Below are 22,707 nucleotides of genomic sequence, written 5' to 3'. Positions count from 1 at the left end.
GTCCTGGACCTCTACCTCGCTGGATAACCTGTCACCATGTCCCCCCGACCCGTCGGATCGCGCCCGACGTTGTCATTGGTCGCCGCGACCGCCGGCACGAGCGTGCCCACCGTGTCCAAGGTGCTGCGCGGCGGAACTGACGTATCGGCCGAGACGCGGGCGAAGGTCATGGAAGCCGTGCGAGCCGTCGGCTACACCCGCCCGGGCGGGGCCAAGATCGAAAGCGTGCAGTACGAGAGCGGCTTGGCCAACGTGCTCACACTCGTGGTCACCCACTTCGAGGGGTCATGGGCGAATCTGGTGACAGCCGGAGTCGGGCGCGAGGCGGCGGCAGCGGGACTGGATGTCGTCATGACGCTCGCCGAGCCGGCCGGCGACTGGGTGTCGCGGGTCCTGAGAAGGCGCTCCGTCGGCACCATCGGGGCGCTGGTCGATCCCACCTCGCGGCAGTTCAACGCGCTCTTTGCCGCAGGCGTCCCCGTGGTGCTGATCGACCCGATGAGCACGGCGCCGTCAGGGGTGGCAAGCATCGGCGTGGCGAACTGGGACGGCGGCCGCATGGCCGCCGAGCACCTCCTGTCTCTTGGCCACGAGCGGATGGGGATTGTCGCCGGCCATGCCCGTCATCTCTACAGCCGGGCACGCGTCGACGGCTTCCGTGCGGCAGCCGCCACAGCACCCGCCGGCAGTGCCACGGTGTCCGTGACCTACGGCGGATGGAATCGTGACAAGGCGGCGGCCGCCACCCACACCCTGCTCGACAGGAATCCGGGGATCACCGGAATCTTCGCCTGCTCGGACCCCATGGCACTCGGCATCTACGACACGCTGAACGCGCGAGGCCTGCGCATTCCCGAGGACGTCAGCGTCATCGGCTTCGACGACCTGCCCGAGGCATACTGCGTCAGCCCCGGGCTGACCACCGTCAGACAACCCAGCACCGAGTTGGGTGCCGCAGCGGTCAAGCACCTGATCGAGCTTTCCCAGAGCGAAGACAGCGGCATCCGACGCCCCGCCCGCATGGAGTTGGCCACCGAGCTGGTCGTCCGCGCCTCCACCGGGCCCGCCTCGTAACCGCAGCGTTGCGGCGGTGACAGGGGTCTCCGCGAAGGAGCTTGACCTGTTCGAACGCTTTCACGCGCCGGTGCCGCGCTGGTCGCCGAGGCGGCCCCGCCTTGCCCGCCTCGCTACCGGCTCCGGCACGCCTGCGCGACGCCATCGCCGCCCAGCAGCCGGCCTGATCGCCCCACACCCCGTGCCGTAATGGGAGGACGAGTAATGACCGGTATCCGCCGACTGCTGTCCCGCCGACTGCAGTCCAGGCAGCTCCCGGGAGTCACCCCGGGTCCCTACGACTTCACCCTGCGGCGCGGAATGCGGGTGCCCATGAACGACGGCGTGGAGCTGATCACCGACCTCTACACGCCGGTCGGCGGGGTGAGCCCGCCACTGCCCACGGTCGTCATCCGCTCCCCTTACGGCCGCGGAAGCGTCATCACCCGTGCGCCGGCGCTCGCCCGCGAGGGGTTCACCGTGGTTGTCCAGAGCTGCCGCGGCACCTGGGGATCCGCGGGAAAGTTCGCACCCCAGCTCGACGAGCAACGCGACGGGATGGCCACCCACCGCTGGGTCCGGCGCCAATCGTGGTTCACCGGCGCGGTCGCGACCTTCGGCCCGAGCTATCTGGGATACACGCAGTGGGCAGTGGCCGGCCGGATGCGTCGCGAGGATCCTGACAGCGCACCCGACGCGCTCTGCCTGATCAACACGATGCCCGACTTCGGCGCGATCACGTGGGACAACGGAGCCTTCTCGCTGAGCAACGCGCTCGGCTGGTCGCGGATGATGGACCTGATGGACCGCCGCCGCGCACTGGCCGCGATACGGGCGGTCCTTCGGCTGCCCGACCGAAAGCTGGCCAAGGCCTTCGACGTGCTCCCGCTGGGCGCCGGCGACACCGCCGCCGCAGGCCAGCCGATCGACTGGTACCAGGACTGGCTCACCCACGAGAAACTCACCGACGACTACTGGACGCGGCAGTCACACACCGCCTCGGTGCCCGACGTCACCGCACCCGTGTACATGAGCACCGGCTGGTACGACATCTTCCTGCCCTGGCAGCTGCGCAACTACGCCCAGCTCGCAGCCGCGGGCCGGCCGCCGCGACTGACGGTCGGCCCCTGGAACCACATCACCGGCGGCGGGGGCCCTGCCTTCGCCGAGTCCGTCGCGTTCCTGAAAGAGCACTTCGCCGGCGCACCCGGCAGCCGCGTCGCGCCCGTCCGTGCCTACCTCACCGCTGCCCGGCAGTGGCACGACCTGCCGGCCTGGCCACCGCCCGGAACCACCGTGCGGCCCTGGCACCTGCACGCGTCCGGCCTGCTCGGTACAGCCCTCCCGGACGGTGGCAGCACCCGATACACCTACGATCCCGACAGTCCCACCCCCGCTGTCGGCGGCCCCAGCCTGCACCCGCAGGCAGGGCCCACCGACAGCACCGCACACGAACGCCGCGACGACGTCACCGTCTTCCGCAGCACGCCGTTGGAAGACGCCGTCGTCGTCGCCGGCGAGCTGGTCGCCCGGATCCGCTTCCGCTCCTCCGCCCGCAGCGCCGACGTGTTCGTCCGCCTCTGCGACGTGCACCCGGACGGCCGGTCCACGACCGTCTGCGACGGCATCCGCCGCATCGGAAGCACCGGCACGGCCACCACCGACCCCCGGCCTGACGAAGATGGCTTCGCCGAGGTGGACGTACCCCTGTGGCCGACCTTCCACCGATTCGCGGCCGGCCATCGCATCGGCGTCCAGGTCAGCTCGGGCGCGCATCCGCGCTACGCCCGCAACCCCGGCACCGGTGATCCCGCCGTCACCGCCACGGCCACCGTCCGTGCCGAGCAGGAGATCTCCCACGACACCGCCCGCCCCTCCCGGATCGACCTCCCGGTCTGGGGTGCCTGACCGCCGCACTGGTCCTACTTTTCCTGCCGCTGGCTCTGGAGACGTGCGCCGACTGCACTCCAGGGCAGGCCCTGACAGCGCTGAAAGCTAAGAATGCCCAGGTCAGGCCCATCCAGTCGGCACATCGATGATGTTCGCCGGGAGACCGCCCCGCGCGGACTTCTTTTCGTTCACGGACACGTCGTGTCATAGGGCGGAGGGTGCGTGCGGTGGGGTTGCCATCCTCCTACTCGAAATCCTCGGCCACGCCAAACCGTATGTCGGTCGGATCATTCATCTGCCGGTGGCAGAGAAGCTGTGAGCTCTGTGACGCGATGGCAGATTGGGTGGCTATGCCTGCGGAATTTATGGACGCCAAGACGACGGCGGAGTACTTGAACATGTCGATCTCCGCGGTGTACCGCGACGCCCTCGGGCTCGTTCCGTACAAGTTTGGGCGTGGCCGCAACGCCAAGATCCAGTTCAAGGTTTCCGAGGTAATGGCCTGGGTTCGGCAGCAGAAGCTGCAGTGATCAGGGGGGAGGTTCTGAGGCGGTGGCTGCCGTTCGTGCGTTGGCTTCGCGTGAGGGGTTGGTCCGTTGGCTCTGCTGCGGCCGGGCAAGGTGAAGTGATCCTGGGCCATTGGTCCAAAGGATTGATCCTCAGTTGAACCATCAGTCCCCTAGATGCTGTGATGGGTCTGTCAATGGCGCTGCGGGTCCCCTCGGGATCTCTGCGGCGCCTTTCTCATGTCTGCGCTGGTCTATGCGCGAAAGGGGCGGGGTAACTTGCTGAAGAGCGCGTTCGTCGCACACGATCCGGGGCAGATGCGGCTGCGGTTCGCATCCCGGGCTGTGCTCGGCATTGGGCTCGCCGTCGCGCTGTGCGGGGCGGCCGGGTACTCGCTGACGGCGGCCATTGCTGGTGGCCTGGCCGCGCTGCTCGCGCTGTTCACGGTGACCGACCCGACGGTGCGCGGGCAGGCGATTACGACCGCGTTGCTCCCGGCCGTCGGTCTCCCGGTGCTCACGCTCGCCGCCGCGCTGCACGATGTGCCCGTCGCGCGCGACCTGGCGTTCCTCGCCGTCGTGGGGGCGGGGGTGTACGCGCGGCGGTGGGGGCCTCGCGGGCACTCACTGGGCGTGTTCGGCTTTATGGCCTATTTCTCTGCCCAGTTCCTGCACACCGTGCCCGGCCAGCTGCCCGAGCTGTACGTGGCCGTGCTGCTGTCGCTCATTGCGTCGTCGGTGGTGCGGTTCGCGGTGTGGTGCTACGAGCGGCGGCTCGCGGCACCCGTAGCGGTCGCCCTCACTACCGGGGCGGCGGGGCTTGGGCGGATCACGACGCGGCAGGCCGTGCAACCCACGTTTGGGGCGGGGTTCGCGCTCGCGCTGGGGCAGGTGCTCTCCGATCAGCGTTGGTACTGGGCGGTCGGCGCCACCTGGTGGGTGTTCGTGGCCACAACCTCGCGAGGTGAGACCGTCGTGCGCGGGTTCAGGCGATTCTTGGGGACGGTGCTCGGGATCGGGCTGGGCTTCGCCGTGGCTGTGCCGCTGCACCATGAGCCGGTCGTGGCCGCCGTGGTCGTGGCGATGAGCGTGTTCGGGATCTTCTATACCGCCGCTGTCTCCTATACCTGGATGATGCTGGCCGTGACCGTGATGGCGAGCATGCTGTACGGGCTGCTCGGCGTGCTAGACGCTGGTCTGCTCATACTGCGGGTGGCTGAGACGGCGGCCGGGGCGTTCGGCGCAGTATTGGCGGTGCTGTTCGTGCTACCGGTAACCACGCACTCCGTGACCGAGGCGTGGGTGGAGCGGGCACTGCGGTGCGTGCAGACGTGCACGGCGGAGGCCGCTGCCCGGCTAGCCGGGAACGAGGACGCTGCCCCAGCCCAGCGCGTTGTCGAACTGGAGGCGATCCTCGGCCGGGTGCGCTTGTCGCTTGCGCCGCTGGTGCATCCGCTCAACCCGATGAAGGCGCGCAAGCGACGGGCGCGGCATGTGCTCGCGCTGCTCGATGACTGCGCACGCGAGGTGCGCGGCCTGGCCTCCGTTGCCGCCGACCCGGAGGCCTCGCACGACATCCGGCTCGCCGCAGCCTGCTGGCGGGTGGAGGCCGCCGTCGAGGCCCTCACTGACGCGCCGACCGTCGGGCGGCCCCTCCGACTCGGCAACGCGACGGCCACGGAGCCGAGGGGCGCCGACCCAGTGCTCGCCCACCTCCATGCGCTGGAGCGGGCCCTGCTCGAACTTGCCGTGCCCCTGCGGAGGGCCAGCCAGATTCCGGTCGGCGCCTGAGCCTGCGCGCGCGATGAGGTTGTCGAGCATCACCCCGACCCAGCGCCCCTCCTCGGCCTCCGACATCCGGGTCAGGATGAGCATGATGACCGATCGCTTGCGCGGTACGGAGACTGTTCTGCTTCGCCGTGCCTGAGGACTTCGACCGCGCCGTACACGACGTTGTCGCACGCGCACTCTTCGCCACCCAGCTCCTGCGCCGCAGTGCAGCGCGTAGATCAGATACCCGTGTCCAGCAGCTTCGCGGCCCTGCCGATGGAGGACGGCATGAGGTGGCGGTAGCTGCGATACGTCACCTCGATGGACTTGTGGCCCATCCACTCCGCAACATCCGTGATCGGAATACCGATGGCCAGGCAATTGGAAGCGAAGAAGTGGCGCAGGCTGTACATGGTGTAGCCCGCAGTTATGCCAGTGGCGCGCAAAACTTTTTGCCATTTGCGGCGGAACGCATTTCCGCTGCAGTACGGGCTGCCGCCGACACCAGCCCCCCACGACCGCCATTGGTCAGTAGGTACCCCTGCGAATCCGCAGGGTGTGTTTACGTGTATTGCATCAAGTACGCGCGTGTCTTCGCGGGCATCGGCGTCTCGCGGAACTCGCCCCAGTTCCGGTGTTTGAGTGGCGTCGGTACACGTTGGCGCCCATGGACCTGGTCGTTGATCCGGTAAACGTCCTGTGAGACGAGCCCGTTGACGTTCGTGGCGTGCGCCTCGCCATTCCGTAGACCGCAGCCCGTCATCATCTCCATGACAAGGCGCAGGTCTTCGTCGTGTGCGTGGTGCTGGCTCTGGCGCGGCGCGGCCAGGACCGCTGGGAACTGCTTGCCGCGCCCGCGCCGCACCACCACCCCGGCGCCGAAGTCGCACTCACCCATCTGCAGGTCCTGGAGCGGCCCCTCACGGAACTCGCCGCCCCCTGCACACCTCGCCGCGCGCCCCGCTGGTCACTGCCTGACCTGCGGCGCCGCAGCGGCGGTCGACGGTCTCACAGCCCTGGTCTAGACCGGAGGGGGTGCACTGCTACCGTCGCCCCGGAAGATTGCGGCGGCCCCGACCGTCGCCGCGATCCGTCGGCGGAGAGGGGCAGAAGCGGTGAGCAGGAACGGTGCCGGACGGGCATTCATCGGATCGTTCACGTCGGCGGGAGGGCACGGGGTCACTGTCGCCACCGTGGACCGGGAGACGGGGGGACTCACCGTCCTCGGCGCCACGGACGCCGTCCCCGATCCCTCGTACCTCGCTCCGGGCCCCGGTTCCACCGTCCTCTACGCGGTCAGTGAGACGGAGACCGGCGCGGTCGCCGCGCTGGACATCACCGGCGATGTGCCGCAGCCTCTCGGCGAGATGCGGCCGGTGGGCGGCAACGGCCCCACACATCTGGCCCTCGCCGATGGTCATCTGATCACCGCCAACTACGGCTCCGGCAGCGTCACCGCCCTCCCCGTGAGGGGCGACGGAACGCTGGGCGCCGCCGCATCCGTACTCCAGCACGAGGGCAACGGGCCGCACACGGACCGCCAGCGCACGCCGCACGCCCACCAGGTGCTGCCCGACCCGTCGGGGAACTGGGTACTGAGCGTGGACCTGGGCACCGACTCCGTGCGGGTCTGCGCCCTCGACCCGGCCGCCGGGACGCTGCGGCTCCATGGCGAGACCGCGCTGCGGCCGGGCACCGGTCCGCGCCACCTGGCCTTCCATCCCGCGGGCGGCCACGCCTACGTCCTGAACGAGCTCGAACCGACCGTCACCGTCTGCCGCTGGGACGCGGCCGCCGGAGTCCTCGAACCGCTCGGCGAGAGCGCGGTGATACCCGACGACGTGGTCGACGACGCGGAGGCGGTCGTCTACCCGTCCGAAGTGGTCGTCTCGCACGACGGACGGTTCCTGTGGGCCGCCAACCGGGGGCACGACAGCATCGCCGTGCTGGCCCTCGACGAGACCGGCGAGAAGGCGTCCCTGGTCGCGACCGTGGGCTGCGGTGGCCACTGGCCGCGCGACCTGGCGCTCGACCCGACCGGCCAGTGGCTGTACGCGGCCAACGAACGGTCCGGGAACGTCAGCTGGTTCGCCGTGGACGCGGCGACCGGCGTCCCGCACCACGCGGGCTCGCTGACCGCACCGGCGGCTTCCTGCGTGGTCTTCGGCTGACGGACCCGCCACCCGGAGTACCACCCGAAGCACGGCACGCCATCACGGCGCGCAGCTCATGTCGGACCGCACACAGCGGGGCCCGTACCGGTCGAATCCTCCGGTACGGGCCCCGCTGTTCTGTTCCGGCCGGGTCAGAGGGCCTGGGCCCCCTGCTGCGCCGCAGGGGCGATGCCGAGCGACGTCATGTACATCGACAGCACGAGCTTGCCGATCGCCGGGTACGCGCCGAGCGGCTCGGCCGTCGCGCAGCCGGCTTCCTTCGCGGCGGCGTCCAGCAGGCCCTCTGCGACCTCGGGACCCACCAGGTACGGCGCCAGGGCCAGCTGCACCGAACCGGAGCCCGTGAGCTGCTCGGCGATCGACGCGACGGAGCCCTCGACATCCAGGGCGGCGGCCATCACCGGGACGGCGAGCCGGGCCGCCAGCAGCATGCCGGTGATCCCGGCGGCCTGCACGGCCTCCTCGCCGCCCACTGTGGCCAGCACGATGCCGTCGGCGGCCGTGGCCACGGTGAACAGCCTGGCGCGGTCGGCGCGGGCCAGACCGGCCTCGGAGAGGCGCACGTGCAGCGCCTCGGCGAGCAGCGGGTGCGGGCCGAGCACATCGGTCAGCTCGACCTGCGCGCGGCTGTCCATGACGGCCTGGCGTATCTGCCGGATCAGGGCGCTGTCCGGTCCTGCGAGCAGCGGCACCACGACCGCCGCCGGACCCTCGGGCTCGGGGACCTCACGGCCCGCGGCCTTCGCCTGCTCGAAGCGCGCGATGCGCTCTGCGGCGCTGTCCGCGAGAACGGAGACGAGCGTGGGGTACTCGGCGTCGTCGCCGTCGAGGTAACCGATCCGGGCATTGAGACCGGGCAGCTCGGAACGGGCAATGCTGATCACTTCTTCGGCCAGGCTGCGGGTGGCCGGCGAAGGGGTACCGGGAACGGCGAGAACGAGCGCGGCAGCGCCCTCAGGCGCGACCACGGGCTCCGGGCGGCGGTGCCGTCCGGACTGGCGAGGTCGCGGCATTCGTACAGGCAGGCCGGAAGCGGGCCCAGTGGGGGTGCTCATGGCGCCGCATGCTACTGGTTTTGGGTACCTCCCTGTTCAGGGAGGGCCCAGTCGGGCGTTATCTGTCCGCTTTTATCCGATCAATGACTTTCCGGCCAACTGCCCTGCTCTGTCGGTCCTCGCCGCCGCACCCTCCCGGGCTCTCAGGCGGGCACGTACAGCAACGTCGGATGCGTCGGCAGCCGAAGGTCACCGGTGGCCAGTGCCTCGGCGATGCGCAACGCGCCGGTCAGTGGATCACCCGATCCGGCGACCGCCCGTGCCTGCGGCAGCTGTTGCGCGAGCTCTTCGCGCAGCGGTACGAGGAGCGGGTCGCCCATCCGGAACAAGCCACCCGTCAGGGCCACTTCGCACGGTTCCCCATCCGGGCCGCGCTCCGGGCACACCGCCGCAGCCGCCTCCGCGATATGTCCGGCGGCGTCCCGCAGGATGCCCGCGGCGACCGGATCGCCGCCGGCGCAGGCGGCGACCTCGGGGGCGAACGAGGCGAGCAGCGCAGGCCGGTCGGTCCGCGGATAGAGCAGACCGGGCAGGTCGGACGCCGGACCGAACACCGCTTCCAGCCGGGCCAGCAGCGCGGCCGATCCACCGCGCCGCCCGTCGTGTGCGCGCATCGCCGCGTCGAGACCGGCCCGGCCGATCCAGGCACCGCCGCCGTTGTCGCCCAGCAGATGACCCCAGCCGTCGGCCCGGCGCCAGCTCGTCAGATCCGTGCCCAGCGCGATCATGCCGGTGCCACCCGCCACGACCGCCCCCGGCCGCTGTCCGACCGCTCCGGCGTACGCCGTCACCGCGTCGGCGGCCAGCGCGAGGAGCCGGACCCCGAGCGTGCTCTGCAGGGCGGCCGGAAGTTCGGCGCGCAGCTGATTCCCCAGCGTTCCCATACCGGCGGCGCCGATCGCTACGGCGGCGAGGGGTGCACCATCGGCGGACCGCTCCTGCTCACCGGCCTGCTCCCGCAACTCCCGGACGGCGGGCAGAAGTTGCTCCAGCAGGTGTCCGGCGTCGATCCCGCCCGGTCCGGTACGCACCGGCTCGGCGCAGACCGCCGTGGCCACCGGCTTCGGGGCTCCGATCGCGCCGAGCGCCACCCGCAGCCCGGAACCACCCGAGTCCACCCCGAGGACGTACTGTCCCGCGCCGACGGTCACGGCAGCCGCCGGTCGGCCGGATGCGCTCCACGGCGCTCCATCGGTTCCTCGGTGCGGCCGGCCGGCCGCACCCCGGAGAACTCGCGGGCGGTACGGCAGTCGAGTGGCTTGATCACTGGGCGCAAGGAGCACCGCTGCTTTCCGGCGAGTGCCTACGCGACCTCATGGACCGTCTCCAGGAAGAAGAAGAATGACGGCGGCAGCCTATCCTGACCGCCGGGTAAGTGGGGCAGGGGGGCCGGTGGGACGGCGCATCCCGTCGCGAACGGCACGCAGCGGAAATGCTGCGGAGGCAGGGGGAGTGCGGGGCCCGCCGGCGAGCCCGAACTGCACAGGCCGGTCTGGGCGTGCGCCGTGTACGACTGTAGGGTGATGTTTCGTGGCAGCACGACCTCTGAACGAACTTGTTGAGCCCGGGTGGGCTGATGCGCTGAGCCCCGTGGCCGGTCGTATCGCTGCGATGGGGGATTTTCTGCGTGCCGAGATCGCGGCCGGGCGCACCTATCTACCGGCCGGCGCACACGTGTTGCGCGCCTTCCAGCAGCCCTTCGACGAGGTGCGGGTTCTGATCGTGGGTCAGGACCCTTACCCGACCCCCGGAATGGCCATCGGGCTCAGCTTCGCGGTCGCTCCCGACGTGCGTCAGTTGCCGGGCAGCCTGGAGAACATTTTCCGGGAGCTGCACACGGACCTGGGACTGCCCCGCCCGTCCAACGGCGATCTGACGCCCTGGACGCGGCAGGGTGTGCTGCTGCTCAACAGAGCGCTGACGACGGCACCGCGCAAGCCCGGGGCTCACCGTGGCAAGGGCTGGGAGGAAGTGACCGAGCAGGCGATCCGTGCGCTGGCCGCGCGCGGCAAGCCTCTGGTGTCGATCCTGTGGGGGCGTGACGCCCGTAATCTGCGCCCCTTCCTCGAGGACTACCCGGCGATCGAGTCCGCCCATCCCTCGCCGATGTCGGCGGACCGCGGGTTCTTCGGTTCCCGTCCGTTCAGCCGGGCCAATGACCTTCTGGTCCGCCAGGGCGCCCAGCCGGTGGACTGGCGACTGCCCTGAGCCGGTGGCCGGCGGTTCCTGAGCCTGCAGCCGGTGCGCGACGTCTTTCCTGGACCGCAGCTTTCGGTGGGCATGGTCCGCGTTCTCCGGCCGGTTGCTCCTCGGCGCGGGTGGTGCCCCTCGGGTCCGCGGCCGACGAGCGTCCGCGGACCCGGTCGGGTATCGGTTCTTTGTGACTCAGGTGATCTTGGGCATCTCACCCTTCGTCGACTTGAGGTCGATCACGGAGAAGGTCGCGCCCTGCGGGTCGGAGACGGCAGCGAAGCGGCCGAACGGGCTGTCGTGCGGGCCGAAGTGCACCTGGCCGCCGTGTTTGGTGACGGTGGCGATCGCGTCGTCGCAACTGTCGACGGCGAAGTAGACGTTGATGTACGGCGGGACCTCGGCCGGCCAGTCCTCCGTGATCTTCATCCGGCCGAGCACGGTGTCGTCGCCGAGGTCGTAGAGCTTGAAGTCGACGGCCTCGTCCTGCATGGTCTTCACGCCGTAGCCGAAGACGGCGGGGAAGAAGTCGTCGGCCTTCTTCACGTCGCGTGTGGTGACCTCGGCCCAGCAGAACGCGCCGGCCTCGCCCTCCTTCTCGAAGCCCTTGTGCGTGCCCGGCTGCCAGACGCCGAAGACGACGCCGCTCGGGTCCTTGGCCAGCAGCATCTTGCCGAACTCGCCGACGGACATCGGCTCCATCATCAACGCGCCGCCGTTGTCACGGATCTTGCCGGCGGTCGCGTCGACGTCCGGTGAAGCGAGGTAGATGCTCCAGGCCGGCGGGCCTTCCCAGCCGGGCATCTGCGGGGAGAGGGCGGCGACATTCTTGTCGCCCGAGTACGCCTGCGTGTAGTTGCCGTACTCCTCCGACGAGTCGCCGAAGGTCCAGCCCAGCAGTTCACCGTAGAAGTCCTTCGCGGCCTCCAGGTCGGGGAACATCGCGTCGGCCCAGCAGGGCGCGCCTTCAGGTTTCACGGCCATGGTCTGACTTCCTCCTGGTAGGGGGAGATGACTGGTGTCCGGCTTGCCACGCTATTCGTTGATCTTGTTTCACGCGTGGCAAAGAATTCGAACATATGGTCAATTTTTTTGGTCGCGGGCAGGCATGGCGTGAAGGGCTGTCCCCTCGGTGCGGCTCGGCGCGGAATTCGGCCCGGCTCGCCAACTGCTGCGCCACCAGGCAGTGCTGGGCTGTGCGGACTCGTGCCTGTGGGGGCGCGGTGTCAGGTCCGCGCCCCCACAGGCCGTTTCATGGCCGCTGTCAGGCGGTGGTGGTGATGCGGGTGACCGCCCGGCGGGTCAGGTCGCGGCTGTGGGGCGTGTCATCCAGGGCTCGGTGCAGGGTGAGGCCCTCGATGAGTGCGTCGAGCTGGCGGGCCGTGTCCGGGTCGAAGTGCCGCTCCAGCAGGTGCCGGCTGCGCCGCATCCATGCCTGCGTCAACTCCCGGTATTCCGGGCGCCGGGCGGCGAGGGTGTACAGCTCCTGGGTCAGGATCAGGTCGCGTCGGGGCCCTGCGGAGAGCGTGTGGATGAGTTCGGTGACGGCCTCACGTGCCTGTTCGGGGCTGTCGGCGCGGCCGAGGTGTTGCTCGAAGACGGCCACGATGTGGTCGGCGAAGCGGGTGAAGGCCTCACGGAGCAGGTCGTCGATGCCGGTGAAGTGGTAGGTCATGGAGCCGAGGGGCACCTCGGCGCGGGTGGCGATCCTGCGGTGGGACACCCCGGCGACGCCTGCGTCGGCGATGTGGTCGAGGGTGGCGGTGATGATGCGCTCGCGCCGCTGTGGATCCGTGTGTCCGGTGGCCATCGGTGACGGGCCTCAGAGGGTGCGGATCGGGCGGGCGGGGTTGCCGACGGCGACGACGTTCGCGGAGATGTCCTTGGTGACCACCGCGCCGGCGCCGATCACGCTGTTGTCGCCGATGGTCACACCGGGGCAGACGATGACGCCTCCACCGAGCCAGACGTTGTCCCCGATGGTGATGGGGAGTGCGGCCTCCAGCTTGTCGCGTCGGGGCTGCGGCTCCAACGGATGGGTGGGGGTGAGGAGCTGGACGTTGGGGCCGATCTGGCAGTCCTCGCCGATGGTGATCCGGGCGACGTCCAGCGCGGTCAGGTTGTAGTTGACGAAGGTACGGGCTCCGATGGTGATGTTGCTGCCGTAGTCGACGTACAGCGGCGGCCGCACCTCGATGTCCTCGCCCGTGGAGGCGAGCAATTCGTCAAGGATCGCCCGGGCCTTGACGGGGTCCTCGGGGAAGGCGGTCTGATAGCGGGCGGCGAGCTGCATGGCGCGCCGCTGCCTGCGGGCGATCTCGGGGTCGTCGGCGATGTAGAGGTCGCCGGCGAGCATGCGTTCCAGGTTGGTGCGCGGGTCGTCCGCAAAGTAATCCGTCGACATGCGTACGATCGTACACTCCGGAGGGTACGAACGTACACCTCCGGAGTGCGACGGCCGAGGCGCCGCCGAGGCGCCCGAGCGCCGCTCAGTCCACGGGACCTCGCGCAGCTCGACGTCCTGCCCGCCCCGCAATGCACCCGCCGGCCGGCCTCCACCGAAGCAGCTCACCGGCACCGCGGGCGCCATCGTCGGCCGCATCGCCCTTGACAGCTGTTCCGAAGCAGGGGCCGGGCAGCGTAGGGAGTGTGCTCGGCATCGGGTGGGCACGACCGGTCGGTGAGCGTCCTGGTGCGTACGCTTGCGCCATGGGACAACGGGGACGAGCGGTCGAGGCGGCTCGGTGGTTCGTGAGCTGGGCTGTGTTCACCGTCATCATGTGCATCGTCACGAGTCTCATGCACATCTACGAGGGCTGGTGGCGCACTGCGGTGACGGCAGCAGCCGTGGTGGCCGTTTGGTACCTGTTTCCGCGCCTGCGGGCCCGGAAAATGCACCGAACCTCAGCCCGGGAGTCGGGTGGCGAGCCCGAAGCGCCGTAAGGGTCAGGGGACTTCCTCAAGGTCAGGGCCTGACCCGGGGATCGGGGTAGCTGTCGGCCTGTCACCCTGCGGCCCCTGGACCCGGCATGGTCCGCCGGACCCACGGGGCATGCCCCACGGCGCAGGACGTGCTCTCACAACGCCAGGCGTGTGCCGAGGCGCCGCTCGCGGGCGGACGCGTGGACCACGGCGGCCGCGGCGACGTCCAGTGCGGCGTGGCCGGTGGACTTGAAGACCGTCAGTTCCCCGGGGTGGCGGCGGCCCGGGTGGCTGCCGTCGAGGACCGTGCCCAGCATCGTGGCCCGCTCGGGCAGGCAGTCCTGGAGTTCGTGCGCCCCGGCGGGCGGTGGCGAAGTGACCGCGCCGGTCCACTCCACGAAGAGCGATCCGTCCCCGACGGTTTCCGGGTCCAGCTCCGGTCCGTGGGAGCCGCCGACCGAGCCGACATGGGCGCCCTCGGCCAGCCAGGCGCGGCACAGCACGGGCTCGCGCGCGCCGGTGCAGCAGAGCACGACGTCCGAGCCGCGCACCGCGCCCTCGATGCTGTCAGCGGTGGCCTGCGGGTGCCTGGCGGCGAGGGCCCTGGCCCGGCCGGGGTCCCGGCCGCCGACCACCACGGGGGTCCCGGGGTTCTGCCGTGCGAGCAGGCCGAGCTGTGCGGCGGCCTGAACTCCCGTGCCCAGCACGGCGATCCGGGCCGCCCCCGGCGGTGCGAGCGCCCGCATGGCCAGTGTCGCAGTGGCGGCGGTGCGCACGGCGGTGATGGACTCCGCGTCCATCAGGGCCAGGGGCCGGCCGTCCTGCTCGTCGAACAGGGCGACGACTCCCCGATGGGAACTGCGGCCGGTGTGCGCCGGGTCGGCGAACACGGAGACCAGCTTGGCGGCGAGGCCGAGGCCGGGGACATGGGCGGGCATCACCCCGAGCAACCCGGCCGGAGCCTGCGCGGCGACCCGCGGAGGGGCGGAGACCGTACCGCGAGCGATCGCGACCAGGGCGACGGTGAGAGCCTCGGCCAGTCGGTCCGGGTCGAGGGAGGCGCGGGTCTGCGCCGCGTCCAGTACCAGCACCCCGCTCAACGCAGCTGCTCCGCCCGCGCGTCGGCAGAGTCGGCGGGCACGGAACCGGCCGGCCCGGCCGCCACCCCCAGCGCCTCGGCCAGGTCGGCCGTGGCGACAAGCAGGGCGTTGCGCAACTCGGTCAGCAGGGGCTCCTGGAATTCGGCGGCTGGTCCGACCACCGTCAGTGCGCACAGTGGCTGTCCCCGCTCGGCTACGACCGCGCGGCTGACCGAGGCAACCAGCGCTTCGCTGCGTCCGCGCTCCACCGCGAAGCCTGTCCGCTCCACCCGCGCCAGGTCGGCGAGCAGGCCGTGCGGCCCGGTCATCGGGTGGCCGTCGTCCTCGGCGGGCCGCAGGTAGGGGCCGCGGGCCTCCGGAGGCAGCGCGGCGACCAGTGCCAGCGGACCGGCGAAACGGTGCACGGGCAGGGCCTCGTCACTGAGCAGGCTGATCATCTCCAGCCGGGAGGGGCGGACTGCGTCCACCACCCGTGAGCGGTCGTGCTCCAGCACCTGGAGGTTGACCATCATCCCGGTGCGCGCCGCCAGCACCTCCATGGCCGGACGGGACAGCGCGGCAAGCGAGTGGGCGGATGCCGTGCGCGACAGCCGCAGCACGGCCGCACCGGGCAGATAGTGATCGCCGGTGCGCAGCACCCAGCCGCGCCGGACGAGGTCGGCGAGCACGCGGTAGGCGGTCGGACGATGCAGTCCGACGATCTCGGCGATCTCGCTCAGCCGCAGCGGACGGTCGGAGCGTGAGACCGCCTCCACGAGGTCAAGTGCCTTGTCGACGGCCGAACTGGAGGACCTCGGCACTCCCGACCACCCCTCTCCTCTTCTCGTCGGCATACCCAGGACGGTAGCGTACGTTCCAACTGGCGTAACCACTATTACAACAGTTGTAACTCCTCAGCTCACGCAACGACGGAGAGGCGTAACCGATGGCTCACGAGGATGTCGGCGCTCCGGTCCCCTTCGCCGCCCCGGCGGAGGGCACCGTGGTGCTGTACCGGGGCGCGACCCTGATCGACGGCACCGGCGGCCCCGCCCGCCCGTCCACCTCGGTCGTCGTGGACGGCGCGCACATCCGGGCGGTCGCGCCGGACGGCGAGATACCCGCCGCGCTCCTCGCCGATGCGCAGATCGTCGACCTCCAGGGGGATTTCGTCGTTCCCGGCCTGATCGACTCGCATCAGCACATCGCCACCCCGCCGAACCGCCCGGTGGCCGAGGCCGCACTGCGCCGCCAGGTCTACGGCGGAGTGACCGCGATCCGCGATATGGCCGACGACCTGCGCCAGGTCGCCGACCTGGCCCGCGCCACCCTGGTCGGGGAGATCCCCGGACCCGACATCCACTACGCCGCGCTGACCGCCGGACCCGGCTTCTTCGACGACCCGCGCACCTGGCAGGTCTCGCAGGGGGCGGTGCCCGGTGAGGTCCCGTGGATGCAGGCCGTCACCGACGCCACCGACCTGCCGCTGGCGATCGCCCTGGCGCGCGGCACCCACGCCACCGCCGTCAAGATCTACGCCGACCTGCCGGCCGCCACCGTTGCGGCGATCACCGCCGAGGCACACCGGCAGGGCCTTGGCGTGTGGGCCCACGCGGCCGTCTTCCCCGCCTCGCCCGGTGAGGTGGTGGACGCAGGGGTGGACGCCGTCTCCCACGTCCACCTGCTCGTCCACGAGTTCGCCGACCGTCCGCTGACCACCTACAAGGACAAGCCCCCGGTGGACCGTGACCGCTTCGTCTCCGGCGACGACCGGGAGATGGCCGGGCTGTTCGCGCGTATGCGTGAGCGCGGCACCGTCCTGGACGCCACCAACGCGCTGTGGGACCGGCTGGCCGACGACGCCGACACCCCAGAGGCGCAGGCGCAGGCCCGGGCGAACGCCGAGCTGTCGGCCGCGCTCACCGGCCAGGCGTTCCGGGCCGGCGTCGAGATCTCGGCCGGCACCGACTACGAGACCGAGCCCGCGCAGCCGTACCCCTCGCTCCATGACGAGCTGGTGTTCCTGGTCGAGCGCTGCGGCATCCCCGCCGTGCAGGCCATTCGCTCGGCCACCCTGGTCGGCGCGCTCAGCATGGGGGCCGAGGACGTCATGGGCACCGTCGCCGAGGGCAAGCTCGCCAACTTCGTGGTGCTGCGGCAGGACCCGCTGGCCGACATCCGGAACCTTCGCAGCATCTCCTGCGTGGTCAAGCGCGGACTGCGCCTGAACCGCGCCGGCTTCACGCCGCAGGATGACACGCAGGACTCCCCGGAAGGACGGACGGGCCGATGACCGCCGCACCCCGCGACATGCTCATCATCAACGCCCTGGGCGGCCTGGAGAATCCCAATGCCCCGGAAGCGGCCGAGGGTGCCGGTCAACTCATCCAGTCCATCGATGAGTTGGCGATCGATGCCCGTGCACTGACCGACGCCCGTGCCTCCGGGGTGACCGCCGTCAACATCACCCTCGGGTATGTGATGGGTGACCTGCCGCCCTATGAGCACACCCTGCACGAGATCGAGGTCTGGGACGGCCTGATCCGCGCCAACTCCGACGACCTGATGGGGGTCCGTACCGCCGCCGACCTGTACCGCGCCAGGACCGAGGGCCGGATCGGAGTGATCTACGGCTTCCAGAACGGCGTCGCCGTCGGCGACGACCTCAGCCGGATCGACACCTTCCAGGAACTCGGCGTCCGCGTCTTCCAGTTGACGTACAACCAGACCAACCACCTGGGCGACGGATCCATGGCCACGGAGAACCGCGGCCTGACCCCGTTCGGCCGCGAGGTGGTCGAGGCCGTCAACGAGAGCCGGATGATGGTCGACCTGTCGCACAGCGGCGAGAACACGTGCCTGGAGGCGGCCCGGATCTCCACCCGACCGGTGTCGATCAATCACACGGGGTGCCGTGCTCTCACGGACCTGCCGCGCAACAAGACGGACGAAGAGCTCCGGCTGGTCGCCTCGCGCGGCGGCTTCGTCGGCATCTACTTCATGCCGTTCCTCAACCCCACCGGCCACGCCACCGCCGCCGACGTGGTTGCGCACATCGACCATGCGGTGAACGTCTGCGGCGAGGACGCCGTCGGCATCGGCACCGACGGACCGGTGACCGGCATAGACGACCTGGACGCCTACCGGGCCCGGCTCGCCGAGCACGTCGCCCGGCGACAGGCCGCCGGCGTCGGCGCCGCCGGTGAGCGCGCCGACACGTACCCCTTCGTGGTCGACCTGCGCGGCGTGGAGCAGTTCCGCGAGCTGATACGGCTGCTGGAGAAGCGGGGCTACGGCTCCGAGCGGATCGAGAAGATCCTCGGACGCAACTTCGCCGACTACGCCGAGCGCATCTGGGGCTGAGCGGGGCGGGAGAAGTGCCGGAGGCGGCACGAGGGTCCGGCCGGGCACCCTGCGGAGACATCGCACGGGGAGATCGTCCGGGTGGCTTTCCCGGACGGGATCACGGAAGCGCGTTTCGTCCTGCCCGTCCCAGGAGTGCGTAGGCCTGACGTACGTGTGGATGGGGGCGGGACGAGTACACCTCGTACTTTCGGCCGGTCGACCGTGACCGAAAGGCTGAGCCTTCGAGGTGCCTTCTTCTCTACGGTGGAGGGACCGAGCGGCGTCGGCGGACTCCGGCGACGCCGACGGTTGCGTCCCGTCACATCCCGACCGTGGCGTCCCCTGAGCAGTCGCCTGCAGCACACAGCAGTCCGCGTGCAGCGCCGCCGCACCCGATGGGCCACGGCGCTGTGCCGCGGCCCCTCGGGATACGGTGCCGGGTCGTGTCAGGCCCCGGCCTCGCTGATGTTGACCATCCAGCCGATGCCGAACTTGTCGGTACACATGCCGAACACGTCGCCCCACATCTGCTTCTCCAGCGGCACCGACACATTGCCGCCGGCGGACAGCTTCTCCCAGTAGCCGCGCAACTCGTCGGCGTCGTCGCCGCTCAGGCTCACGGCGAAGTTGTCGCCCGGCTTGTGCTCCATGCCCGGCGGGTTGTCTGCGCACATGAGGGTGAAGCCACTCGGGGTCTCCAGCATGCCGTGCATGACCTTGTCGGCGTACCCGGGAGGCGCCTCGGATCCGAACTGGCCAAATGTGTGGACGTTCAAGGTGCCGCCGAAGACGCCCTGGTAGAAGTCGATGGCTTGCCTGGCGTCACCGGCGAAGCTGATGTACGGGTTGAGTCGAGAGGCCACAGCGTGATCCTTTCATGACGTTCTGTCAGCAACTGCACACTAAGGGCTGTCCCGTCATCCCCGGTGGTTCAGCGCGCGGCGTCAGATGTGGTGCATCGCACAGCGGAGAAAAAACCTCATACCGGGCGTATGTGGGTGGTTCGGGCATGCGGCGAGGTGCCGCAGCTGTCGTCGTGCGCCCACCAGGGATGACGCGACAGCCCTTGGCCACGGTCCGCCTGCTCGGTCGGCATCTGCGCAGACCGAGCACCGGTACGTGTCAGGACCGTGGCCGGCCACGAGATGTTGCGTGGTCACGTGGGGATGCCCTCGTCGGGACCAGTCGGCCTTGTACGGTCGAGCTCGTACGGTCGAGCACGAGTTTCTGGAGCGGCGCAGACCGTGACGCAGCGACGCGAACGATGACAGGGGTGCTGACCGGTATGCGTATCCGTATCGACGCCGTCGACCTGCCCGGCCTCACCTGCCGCCCGTCCGTGGCGCCCGACGGCGACGTCTCCACCTACGGCAACATCCATGTCGCCGTGCAACGCCGCGACCGCCGGGCGGAACTTCTCGATCCCCAGCCGGGCGATGCCGCGTCCGCAACCTGGACCCTGGAGTGCGCCACGGTTGCCTCGCCGACCGGGACCGATGTGAAAGGCCCGTACGTCCAGGGCCGTCCGGGGGGCCGGTTCATCTACCTGTCGTGGGGCACGGTCGACGCGTCGGGCGCCTTCACGATGTTCCGCCGCGCCAAGCTCATGCTCGACGCGGTCCCCTCCGAGGTGCTCGACGCCGCCGCACGCGGCGGCCTGCTGGTCGGACGCCTCGGCCTGACCGACGCGTGCGGCGCACCCCTGTGCTCGCGGGTCGTTCCTCCGGCCGTCGCCTGGACCGCGGAGCCCACCGACTGACGGCGCCCGTCGCTTTGCACCGGCACCGCTGTCGACGACCCCGGATGCGCCACCGCCGCCGGCAGCGCCGCCCGCACCACGTCGCGCCGACGCCCCGGCCACGGCCCGCTCACACGACCGCGGAGATCAACCGCCGATGGTCGCCGCCCGGACACAGAGCACATCCGGCAGATGCGAGGCCAACTGCTCCCAGCTGTCCCCGTCGTCCCCGCTCGCGTACACCTCGCCGTTGCGATTGCCGAAGTAGACCCCAGCCGGATCGGCGTCGTCGGTGCAGAGCGCGTCGCGCAGCACCGTGCCGTAGTGCATCTCCTCCGGCAGTCCCGCCGACAGCGGCTCCCAGGTCCGGCCGGCGTCATTCGTGCGGAACACCCGGCAGCGGTGCTCGGCGGGGACGCGGTCGGCGTCGGCATTGATCGGGAAGACGTACGCCGTCCCCGCCCGGCGCGGATGGGTGGCCGCGGCGAATCCGAAGTCGGACGGCAGCCCCTGGCCGATGTCCGTCCAGTTGTCCCCGGAGTCGTCGCTGCGGAACACACCCCAGTGGTTCTGCAGATAGAGACGGTCCGGATCGGCGGCGTCCCGGGCGACCTTGTGGACGCACTGGCCGAACTCCGGATTCGGATCAGGCAGGAAGACCGCCGATACCCCCTTGTTCGACGGGTCCCAGCTCGCACCGCCGTCCTTGGTGCGGAACACTCCGGCCGTGGAGACCGCGACGGTCACGGCCCGGGCATCCCTCGGGTCGGTCAGGATCGTGTGGAGTCCCTCGCCGCCCCCGCCCGGCACCCACTTCGAGCGCGTCGGGTGCTCCCACAGAGGCCGTACCAGCTCGAACGACTCCCCGCGGTCCTCCGAACGGAACAGTGCGGCCGGCTCCGTCCCCGCGTACACGACATCGGGGGCCTCCGCCCCGGCCGGATGCAGCTGCCAGACCCGCTCCAGCGAGGCGCCGGTGAACTGCGGGAACTTCACCGCAGGTTGTTTCGGCTCGACCCATGTCGCGCCCAGGTCGTCGGAGTGGAAGACCGATGGCCCCCAGTGCGCACTGTCCCCGCCGACCAGGAGCCGGGGGACTGTCCCGCGGCTGTCGATGGCGATCGAGTAGATCGCCTGTGCGTTGAAGTGCGGGTCGCCGAACTCCCAGGCGCCATCACGCCTGCGGCCGATGAAAAGTCCCTTACGAGTCCCCACAGTGAGCAGTACGTCGGTCATCGCCGACACCTCCCGGAACGCCATTGTCTCGGACACGGACAGTCTGCACCCCACCACTGACAGTGGTAGCCGGAAGTGGCTTCTGTGCAGGTCGGACGGCGTTGACGGGGGAGGGCGGGCCTTGTCGCCGGGAGAAGGGACGGCCCCGTACGGTTATCCGGTCAGCCGTCCGGCGGGTTCCGGGACGTGCGGCGGCCGGTACGGCTGAGCGACTGCGGGGGCCGGCCGCCCGCGGCCGCGGTGCGCGCGGGTGAGGACCCGCAACGTGCTGCCGTCGTCCTTCACGGGTCCCGGACTCTTCGATGTCCCGGACACCTTCGCATCCCGGACGCGCCGGGAACCGATCCGGCCGAGCGCTGCGGGCGACGCGGTGTTCTGCGGCGCGGCCGTCGTCGCGTGCACCTCGGACATCACCCGTACCCGGGAATGCCGTCGTACCGGCCGACGGTGCGTGCGGCCCGTCGCCCGCCCCACGACGCGGTGACCGCGCCGGGCGCGGCGTCAGGGGCGCGGCGGCGCGGTGCTACTGCGGACCACGAGGTTGGTGGCGAGGTCGACGCTGGAGGTCGCGGGCTGCCGGCCCCGGCTCATGTCGAGGACCAGCCGGGCGGCGGTCTCGGCCATCTCGATGAGGGGCTGCCGCACGGTGGTGAGCGGCGGCCCGATCCACCGGGTGAGCGGCAGATCGTCGAAGCCGACGACGCTGAGGTCCTCCGGGATGCGCAGACCCAGCTCGCGCGCGGCCTCGTAGACGCCGAGCGCCTGCAGATCGTTGCCGGCGAACACGGCGGTGGGCGGCTCGGGGAGCCGGAGCAGTTCCAGACCCGCCCTGTATCCGTCCTCGTGGGAGAACTCGCCCTCCCGGACCAGGTCGGGATCGATGGGGAGCCCCGCGGTCTCCATCGCCGCCCGGTAGCCGTCGACCCGGGCCCGGCTGCACATCATGCGCGACGGGCCGCTGATGACGCCGATCCGCCGGTGCCCGAGGCCGGTCAGATGGCGGGTGGCCGCCAGCCCGCCCTGCCAGTTCGTCGTCCCGACCGACGCCACGTCGTCGCCCGGGTCGCCGGCCGGATCAACAACCGCGAACGGTATGTTGCGGCTGGTCAGCTGGGCTCGCTGGGCCGCGGTCAGATCCGACAGCACCAGGATCACACCGACCGGCCGACGGGCCAGCACGCCGTCCACCCAGGTCTGGCCGGGGGACAGCCGGCCGGCGCTCTCGGAGAGGACCAGGCTCAGTCCCTCTTCCCGTGCGACGTTCTCGACGCCCCGGACGACCTCCATGGCCCAGCCGCTGTCGAGCTCGTGGAAGACCAGATCGATCAGTTGCGACTGTGCCGTGGAACCCCGCCTGCGGCGGTAGCCGTGAAGGAGCAGCAGCTCCTCCACACGGGTACGCGTACTCGGTGCGACGTCGGCGCGACCGTTCAGCACTTTCGAAACTGTCGGAGCCGAAACTCCGGCTGCGCGCGCGATTTCGGCCAGCGTTGCGGTGCTCTCCGACGGCTCGTCGGCGGGCGCCTTCTCCTGAGGGGACTGGACCTTTGCAGGGCTCATGCGGGGATCCTAGCTTCCCGCGAGTCCGAACGGGGAAGGGGTAAGGGTTTGGAAATACCTCCGCTTCCCCTCTTGACGTGCCCGAAACGCGATCGTACGGTTCCGGCAACATTCGAAAGCTAACCCGAAACATTCGACAGAGGTGCGGTCATGCGGTCGGGCATTTTCACTCAGGGCACACGTACGGCG

Annotated in this window: 22 protein-coding genes; 9 read left to right on the top strand and 13 right to left on the bottom strand. The window is 70.5% G+C overall.

The genetic code is table 11. The features are described from left to right. Positions 1 to 36: 36 nt before the first annotated feature. The 4 genes from LRD69_RS01630 (at position 37) to LRD69_RS01615 (ending at position 5,240) form a co-directional block, all read left to right on the top strand. Positions 37 to 1,074 carry a LacI family DNA-binding transcriptional regulator gene (locus tag LRD69_RS01630; RefSeq protein WP_277324744.1) on the top strand — a complete coding sequence of 346 codons (1,038 nt, stop codon included), beginning with the start codon at positions 37 to 39 and terminating at the stop codon, positions 1,072 to 1,074. 204 nt (positions 1,075 to 1,278) lie between these two features. Continuing rightward, complete coding sequence (locus tag LRD69_RS01625) at positions 1,279 to 2,961, top strand: CocE/NonD family hydrolase (RefSeq protein ID WP_277324743.1); 1,683 nt, start codon at positions 1,279 to 1,281, stop codon at positions 2,959 to 2,961. A 332-nt stretch (positions 2,962 to 3,293) separates the two neighbouring features. After that, positions 3,294 to 3,473, top strand: coding sequence for a hypothetical protein (locus tag LRD69_RS01620; RefSeq protein ID WP_277324742.1), 180 nt, complete (start codon positions 3,294 to 3,296; stop codon positions 3,471 to 3,473). Between the two features lie 255 nt (positions 3,474 to 3,728). Continuing rightward, positions 3,729 to 5,240, top strand: a complete 1,512-nt coding sequence (locus LRD69_RS01615; RefSeq protein WP_277324741.1) for an FUSC family protein — start codon at positions 3,729 to 3,731, stop codon at positions 5,238 to 5,240. Between the two features lie 218 nt (positions 5,241 to 5,458). On the opposite strand, the gene LRD69_RS01610 is transcribed toward LRD69_RS01615, so the two are convergent. Continuing rightward, complete coding sequence (locus LRD69_RS01610) at positions 5,459 to 5,791, bottom strand: tyrosine-type recombinase/integrase (RefSeq protein WP_277329590.1); 333 nt, start codon at positions 5,789 to 5,791, stop codon at positions 5,459 to 5,461. Further along, positions 5,782 to 6,117, bottom strand: a complete 336-nt coding sequence (locus LRD69_RS01605; RefSeq protein ID WP_277329920.1) for a hypothetical protein — start codon at positions 6,115 to 6,117, stop codon at positions 5,782 to 5,784. Before LRD69_RS01605 ends, LRD69_RS01610 begins: the two co-directional genes overlap by 10 nt. A 217-nt stretch (positions 6,118 to 6,334) precedes the next feature. Here LRD69_RS01605 and LRD69_RS01600 point away from each other — a divergent pair, with 217 nt between their 5' ends. After that, on the top strand, positions 6,335 to 7,390 hold the full coding sequence (locus LRD69_RS01600; RefSeq protein WP_277324740.1) for a lactonase family protein: 1,056 nt from the start codon (positions 6,335 to 6,337) through the stop codon (positions 7,388 to 7,390). A 134-nt stretch (positions 7,391 to 7,524) separates the two neighbouring features. On the opposite strand, the gene LRD69_RS01595 is transcribed toward LRD69_RS01600, so the two are convergent. Together LRD69_RS01595 and LRD69_RS01590 are read right to left on the bottom strand one after the other, a co-directional pair. Then, positions 7,525 to 8,448 (bottom strand): hypothetical protein, encoded by a 924-nt coding sequence (locus LRD69_RS01595; protein ID WP_277324739.1) that lies wholly within the window; start codon positions 8,446 to 8,448, stop codon positions 7,525 to 7,527. Between the two features lie 143 nt (positions 8,449 to 8,591). After that, complete coding sequence (locus LRD69_RS01590; protein WP_277324738.1) at positions 8,592 to 9,599, bottom strand: BadF/BadG/BcrA/BcrD ATPase family protein; 1,008 nt, start codon at positions 9,597 to 9,599, stop codon at positions 8,592 to 8,594. Between the two features lie 379 nt (positions 9,600 to 9,978). Here LRD69_RS01590 and LRD69_RS01585 point away from each other — a divergent pair, with 379 nt between their 5' ends. Further along, positions 9,979 to 10,656, top strand: coding sequence for a uracil-DNA glycosylase (locus LRD69_RS01585; protein WP_277324737.1), 678 nt, complete (start codon positions 9,979 to 9,981; stop codon positions 10,654 to 10,656). Positions 10,657 to 10,833: 177 nt separating this feature from the next. Here LRD69_RS01585 and LRD69_RS01580 read toward each other — a convergent pair whose 3' ends face one another. The 5 genes from LRD69_RS01580 to LRD69_RS01560 all read right to left on the bottom strand — a co-directional run bounded on the left by LRD69_RS01580 (position 10,834) and on the right by LRD69_RS01560 (position 15,493). Beyond that, complete coding sequence (locus LRD69_RS01580) at positions 10,834 to 11,622, bottom strand: VOC family protein (RefSeq protein WP_277324736.1); 789 nt, start codon at positions 11,620 to 11,622, stop codon at positions 10,834 to 10,836. 280 nt (positions 11,623 to 11,902) lie between these two features. Next, on the bottom strand, positions 11,903 to 12,448 hold the full coding sequence (locus LRD69_RS01575) for a TetR family transcriptional regulator (protein ID WP_277324735.1): 546 nt from the start codon (positions 12,446 to 12,448) through the stop codon (positions 11,903 to 11,905). A 12-nt stretch (positions 12,449 to 12,460) separates the two neighbouring features. Beyond that, positions 12,461 to 13,042 carry a sugar O-acetyltransferase gene (locus tag LRD69_RS01570; protein WP_277324734.1) on the bottom strand — a complete coding sequence of 194 codons (582 nt, stop codon included), beginning with the start codon at positions 13,040 to 13,042 and terminating at the stop codon, positions 12,461 to 12,463. Between the two features lie 673 nt (positions 13,043 to 13,715). After that, positions 13,716 to 14,651, bottom strand: a complete 936-nt coding sequence (locus LRD69_RS01565; RefSeq protein ID WP_277329589.1) for an NAD(P)-binding domain-containing protein — start codon at positions 14,649 to 14,651, stop codon at positions 13,716 to 13,718. A gap of 5 nt (positions 14,652 to 14,656) precedes the next feature. Beyond that, positions 14,657 to 15,493: an IclR family transcriptional regulator gene (locus LRD69_RS01560; protein ID WP_277324733.1), complete on the bottom strand. Its 837-nt coding sequence runs from the start codon at positions 15,491 to 15,493 to the stop codon at positions 14,657 to 14,659. Between the two features lie 92 nt (positions 15,494 to 15,585). Between LRD69_RS01560 and LRD69_RS01555 the strand changes: the two genes are divergently transcribed. Both LRD69_RS01555 and LRD69_RS01550 read left to right on the top strand, forming a co-directional pair. Next, a complete protein-coding gene (locus LRD69_RS01555) occupies positions 15,586 to 16,932 on the top strand; it encodes an amidohydrolase family protein (protein WP_277324732.1) in 1,347 nt (448 codons plus the stop codon). After that, a complete protein-coding gene (locus LRD69_RS01550) occupies positions 16,929 to 18,002 on the top strand; it encodes a membrane dipeptidase (RefSeq protein WP_277324731.1) in 1,074 nt (357 codons plus the stop codon). Before LRD69_RS01555 ends, LRD69_RS01550 begins: the two co-directional genes overlap by 4 nt. Before the next feature lie 428 nt (positions 18,003 to 18,430). Here the strand turns inward: LRD69_RS01550 and LRD69_RS01545 are convergent, their stop codons facing one another. Next, on the bottom strand, positions 18,431 to 18,847 hold the full coding sequence (locus LRD69_RS01545) for a VOC family protein (RefSeq protein WP_277324730.1): 417 nt from the start codon (positions 18,845 to 18,847) through the stop codon (positions 18,431 to 18,433). 422 nt (positions 18,848 to 19,269) lie between these two features. Here LRD69_RS01545 and LRD69_RS01540 point away from each other — a divergent pair, with 422 nt between their 5' ends. Further along, positions 19,270 to 19,743 (top strand): DUF5990 family protein, encoded by a 474-nt coding sequence (locus LRD69_RS01540; protein ID WP_277324729.1) that lies wholly within the window; start codon positions 19,270 to 19,272, stop codon positions 19,741 to 19,743. A 126-nt stretch (positions 19,744 to 19,869) separates the two neighbouring features. Here LRD69_RS01540 and LRD69_RS01535 read toward each other — a convergent pair whose 3' ends face one another. The 3 genes from LRD69_RS01535 to LRD69_RS01525 form a co-directional block, all read right to left on the bottom strand. Continuing rightward, positions 19,870 to 20,958, bottom strand: a complete 1,089-nt coding sequence (locus tag LRD69_RS01535; RefSeq protein ID WP_277329588.1) for an exo-alpha-sialidase — start codon at positions 20,956 to 20,958, stop codon at positions 19,870 to 19,872. Between the two features lie 153 nt (positions 20,959 to 21,111). Continuing rightward, a complete protein-coding gene (locus LRD69_RS01530; protein ID WP_277324728.1) occupies positions 21,112 to 21,369 on the bottom strand; it encodes a hypothetical protein in 258 nt (85 codons plus the stop codon). A gap of 90 nt (positions 21,370 to 21,459) precedes the next feature. Continuing rightward, positions 21,460 to 22,518 carry a LacI family DNA-binding transcriptional regulator gene (locus LRD69_RS01525; RefSeq protein ID WP_277324727.1) on the bottom strand — a complete coding sequence of 353 codons (1,059 nt, stop codon included), beginning with the start codon at positions 22,516 to 22,518 and terminating at the stop codon, positions 21,460 to 21,462. Positions 22,519 to 22,707 lie beyond the last annotated feature (189 nt).

The sequence above is a fragment of the Streptomyces sp. JH14 genome (assembly GCF_029428675.1).
GTDB lineage: Bacteria > Actinomycetota > Actinomycetes > Streptomycetales > Streptomycetaceae > Streptomyces.
The sequence above is the reverse complement of the archived record's forward strand: the minus strand, read 5'-3'. Positions and strand labels throughout refer to the sequence as shown.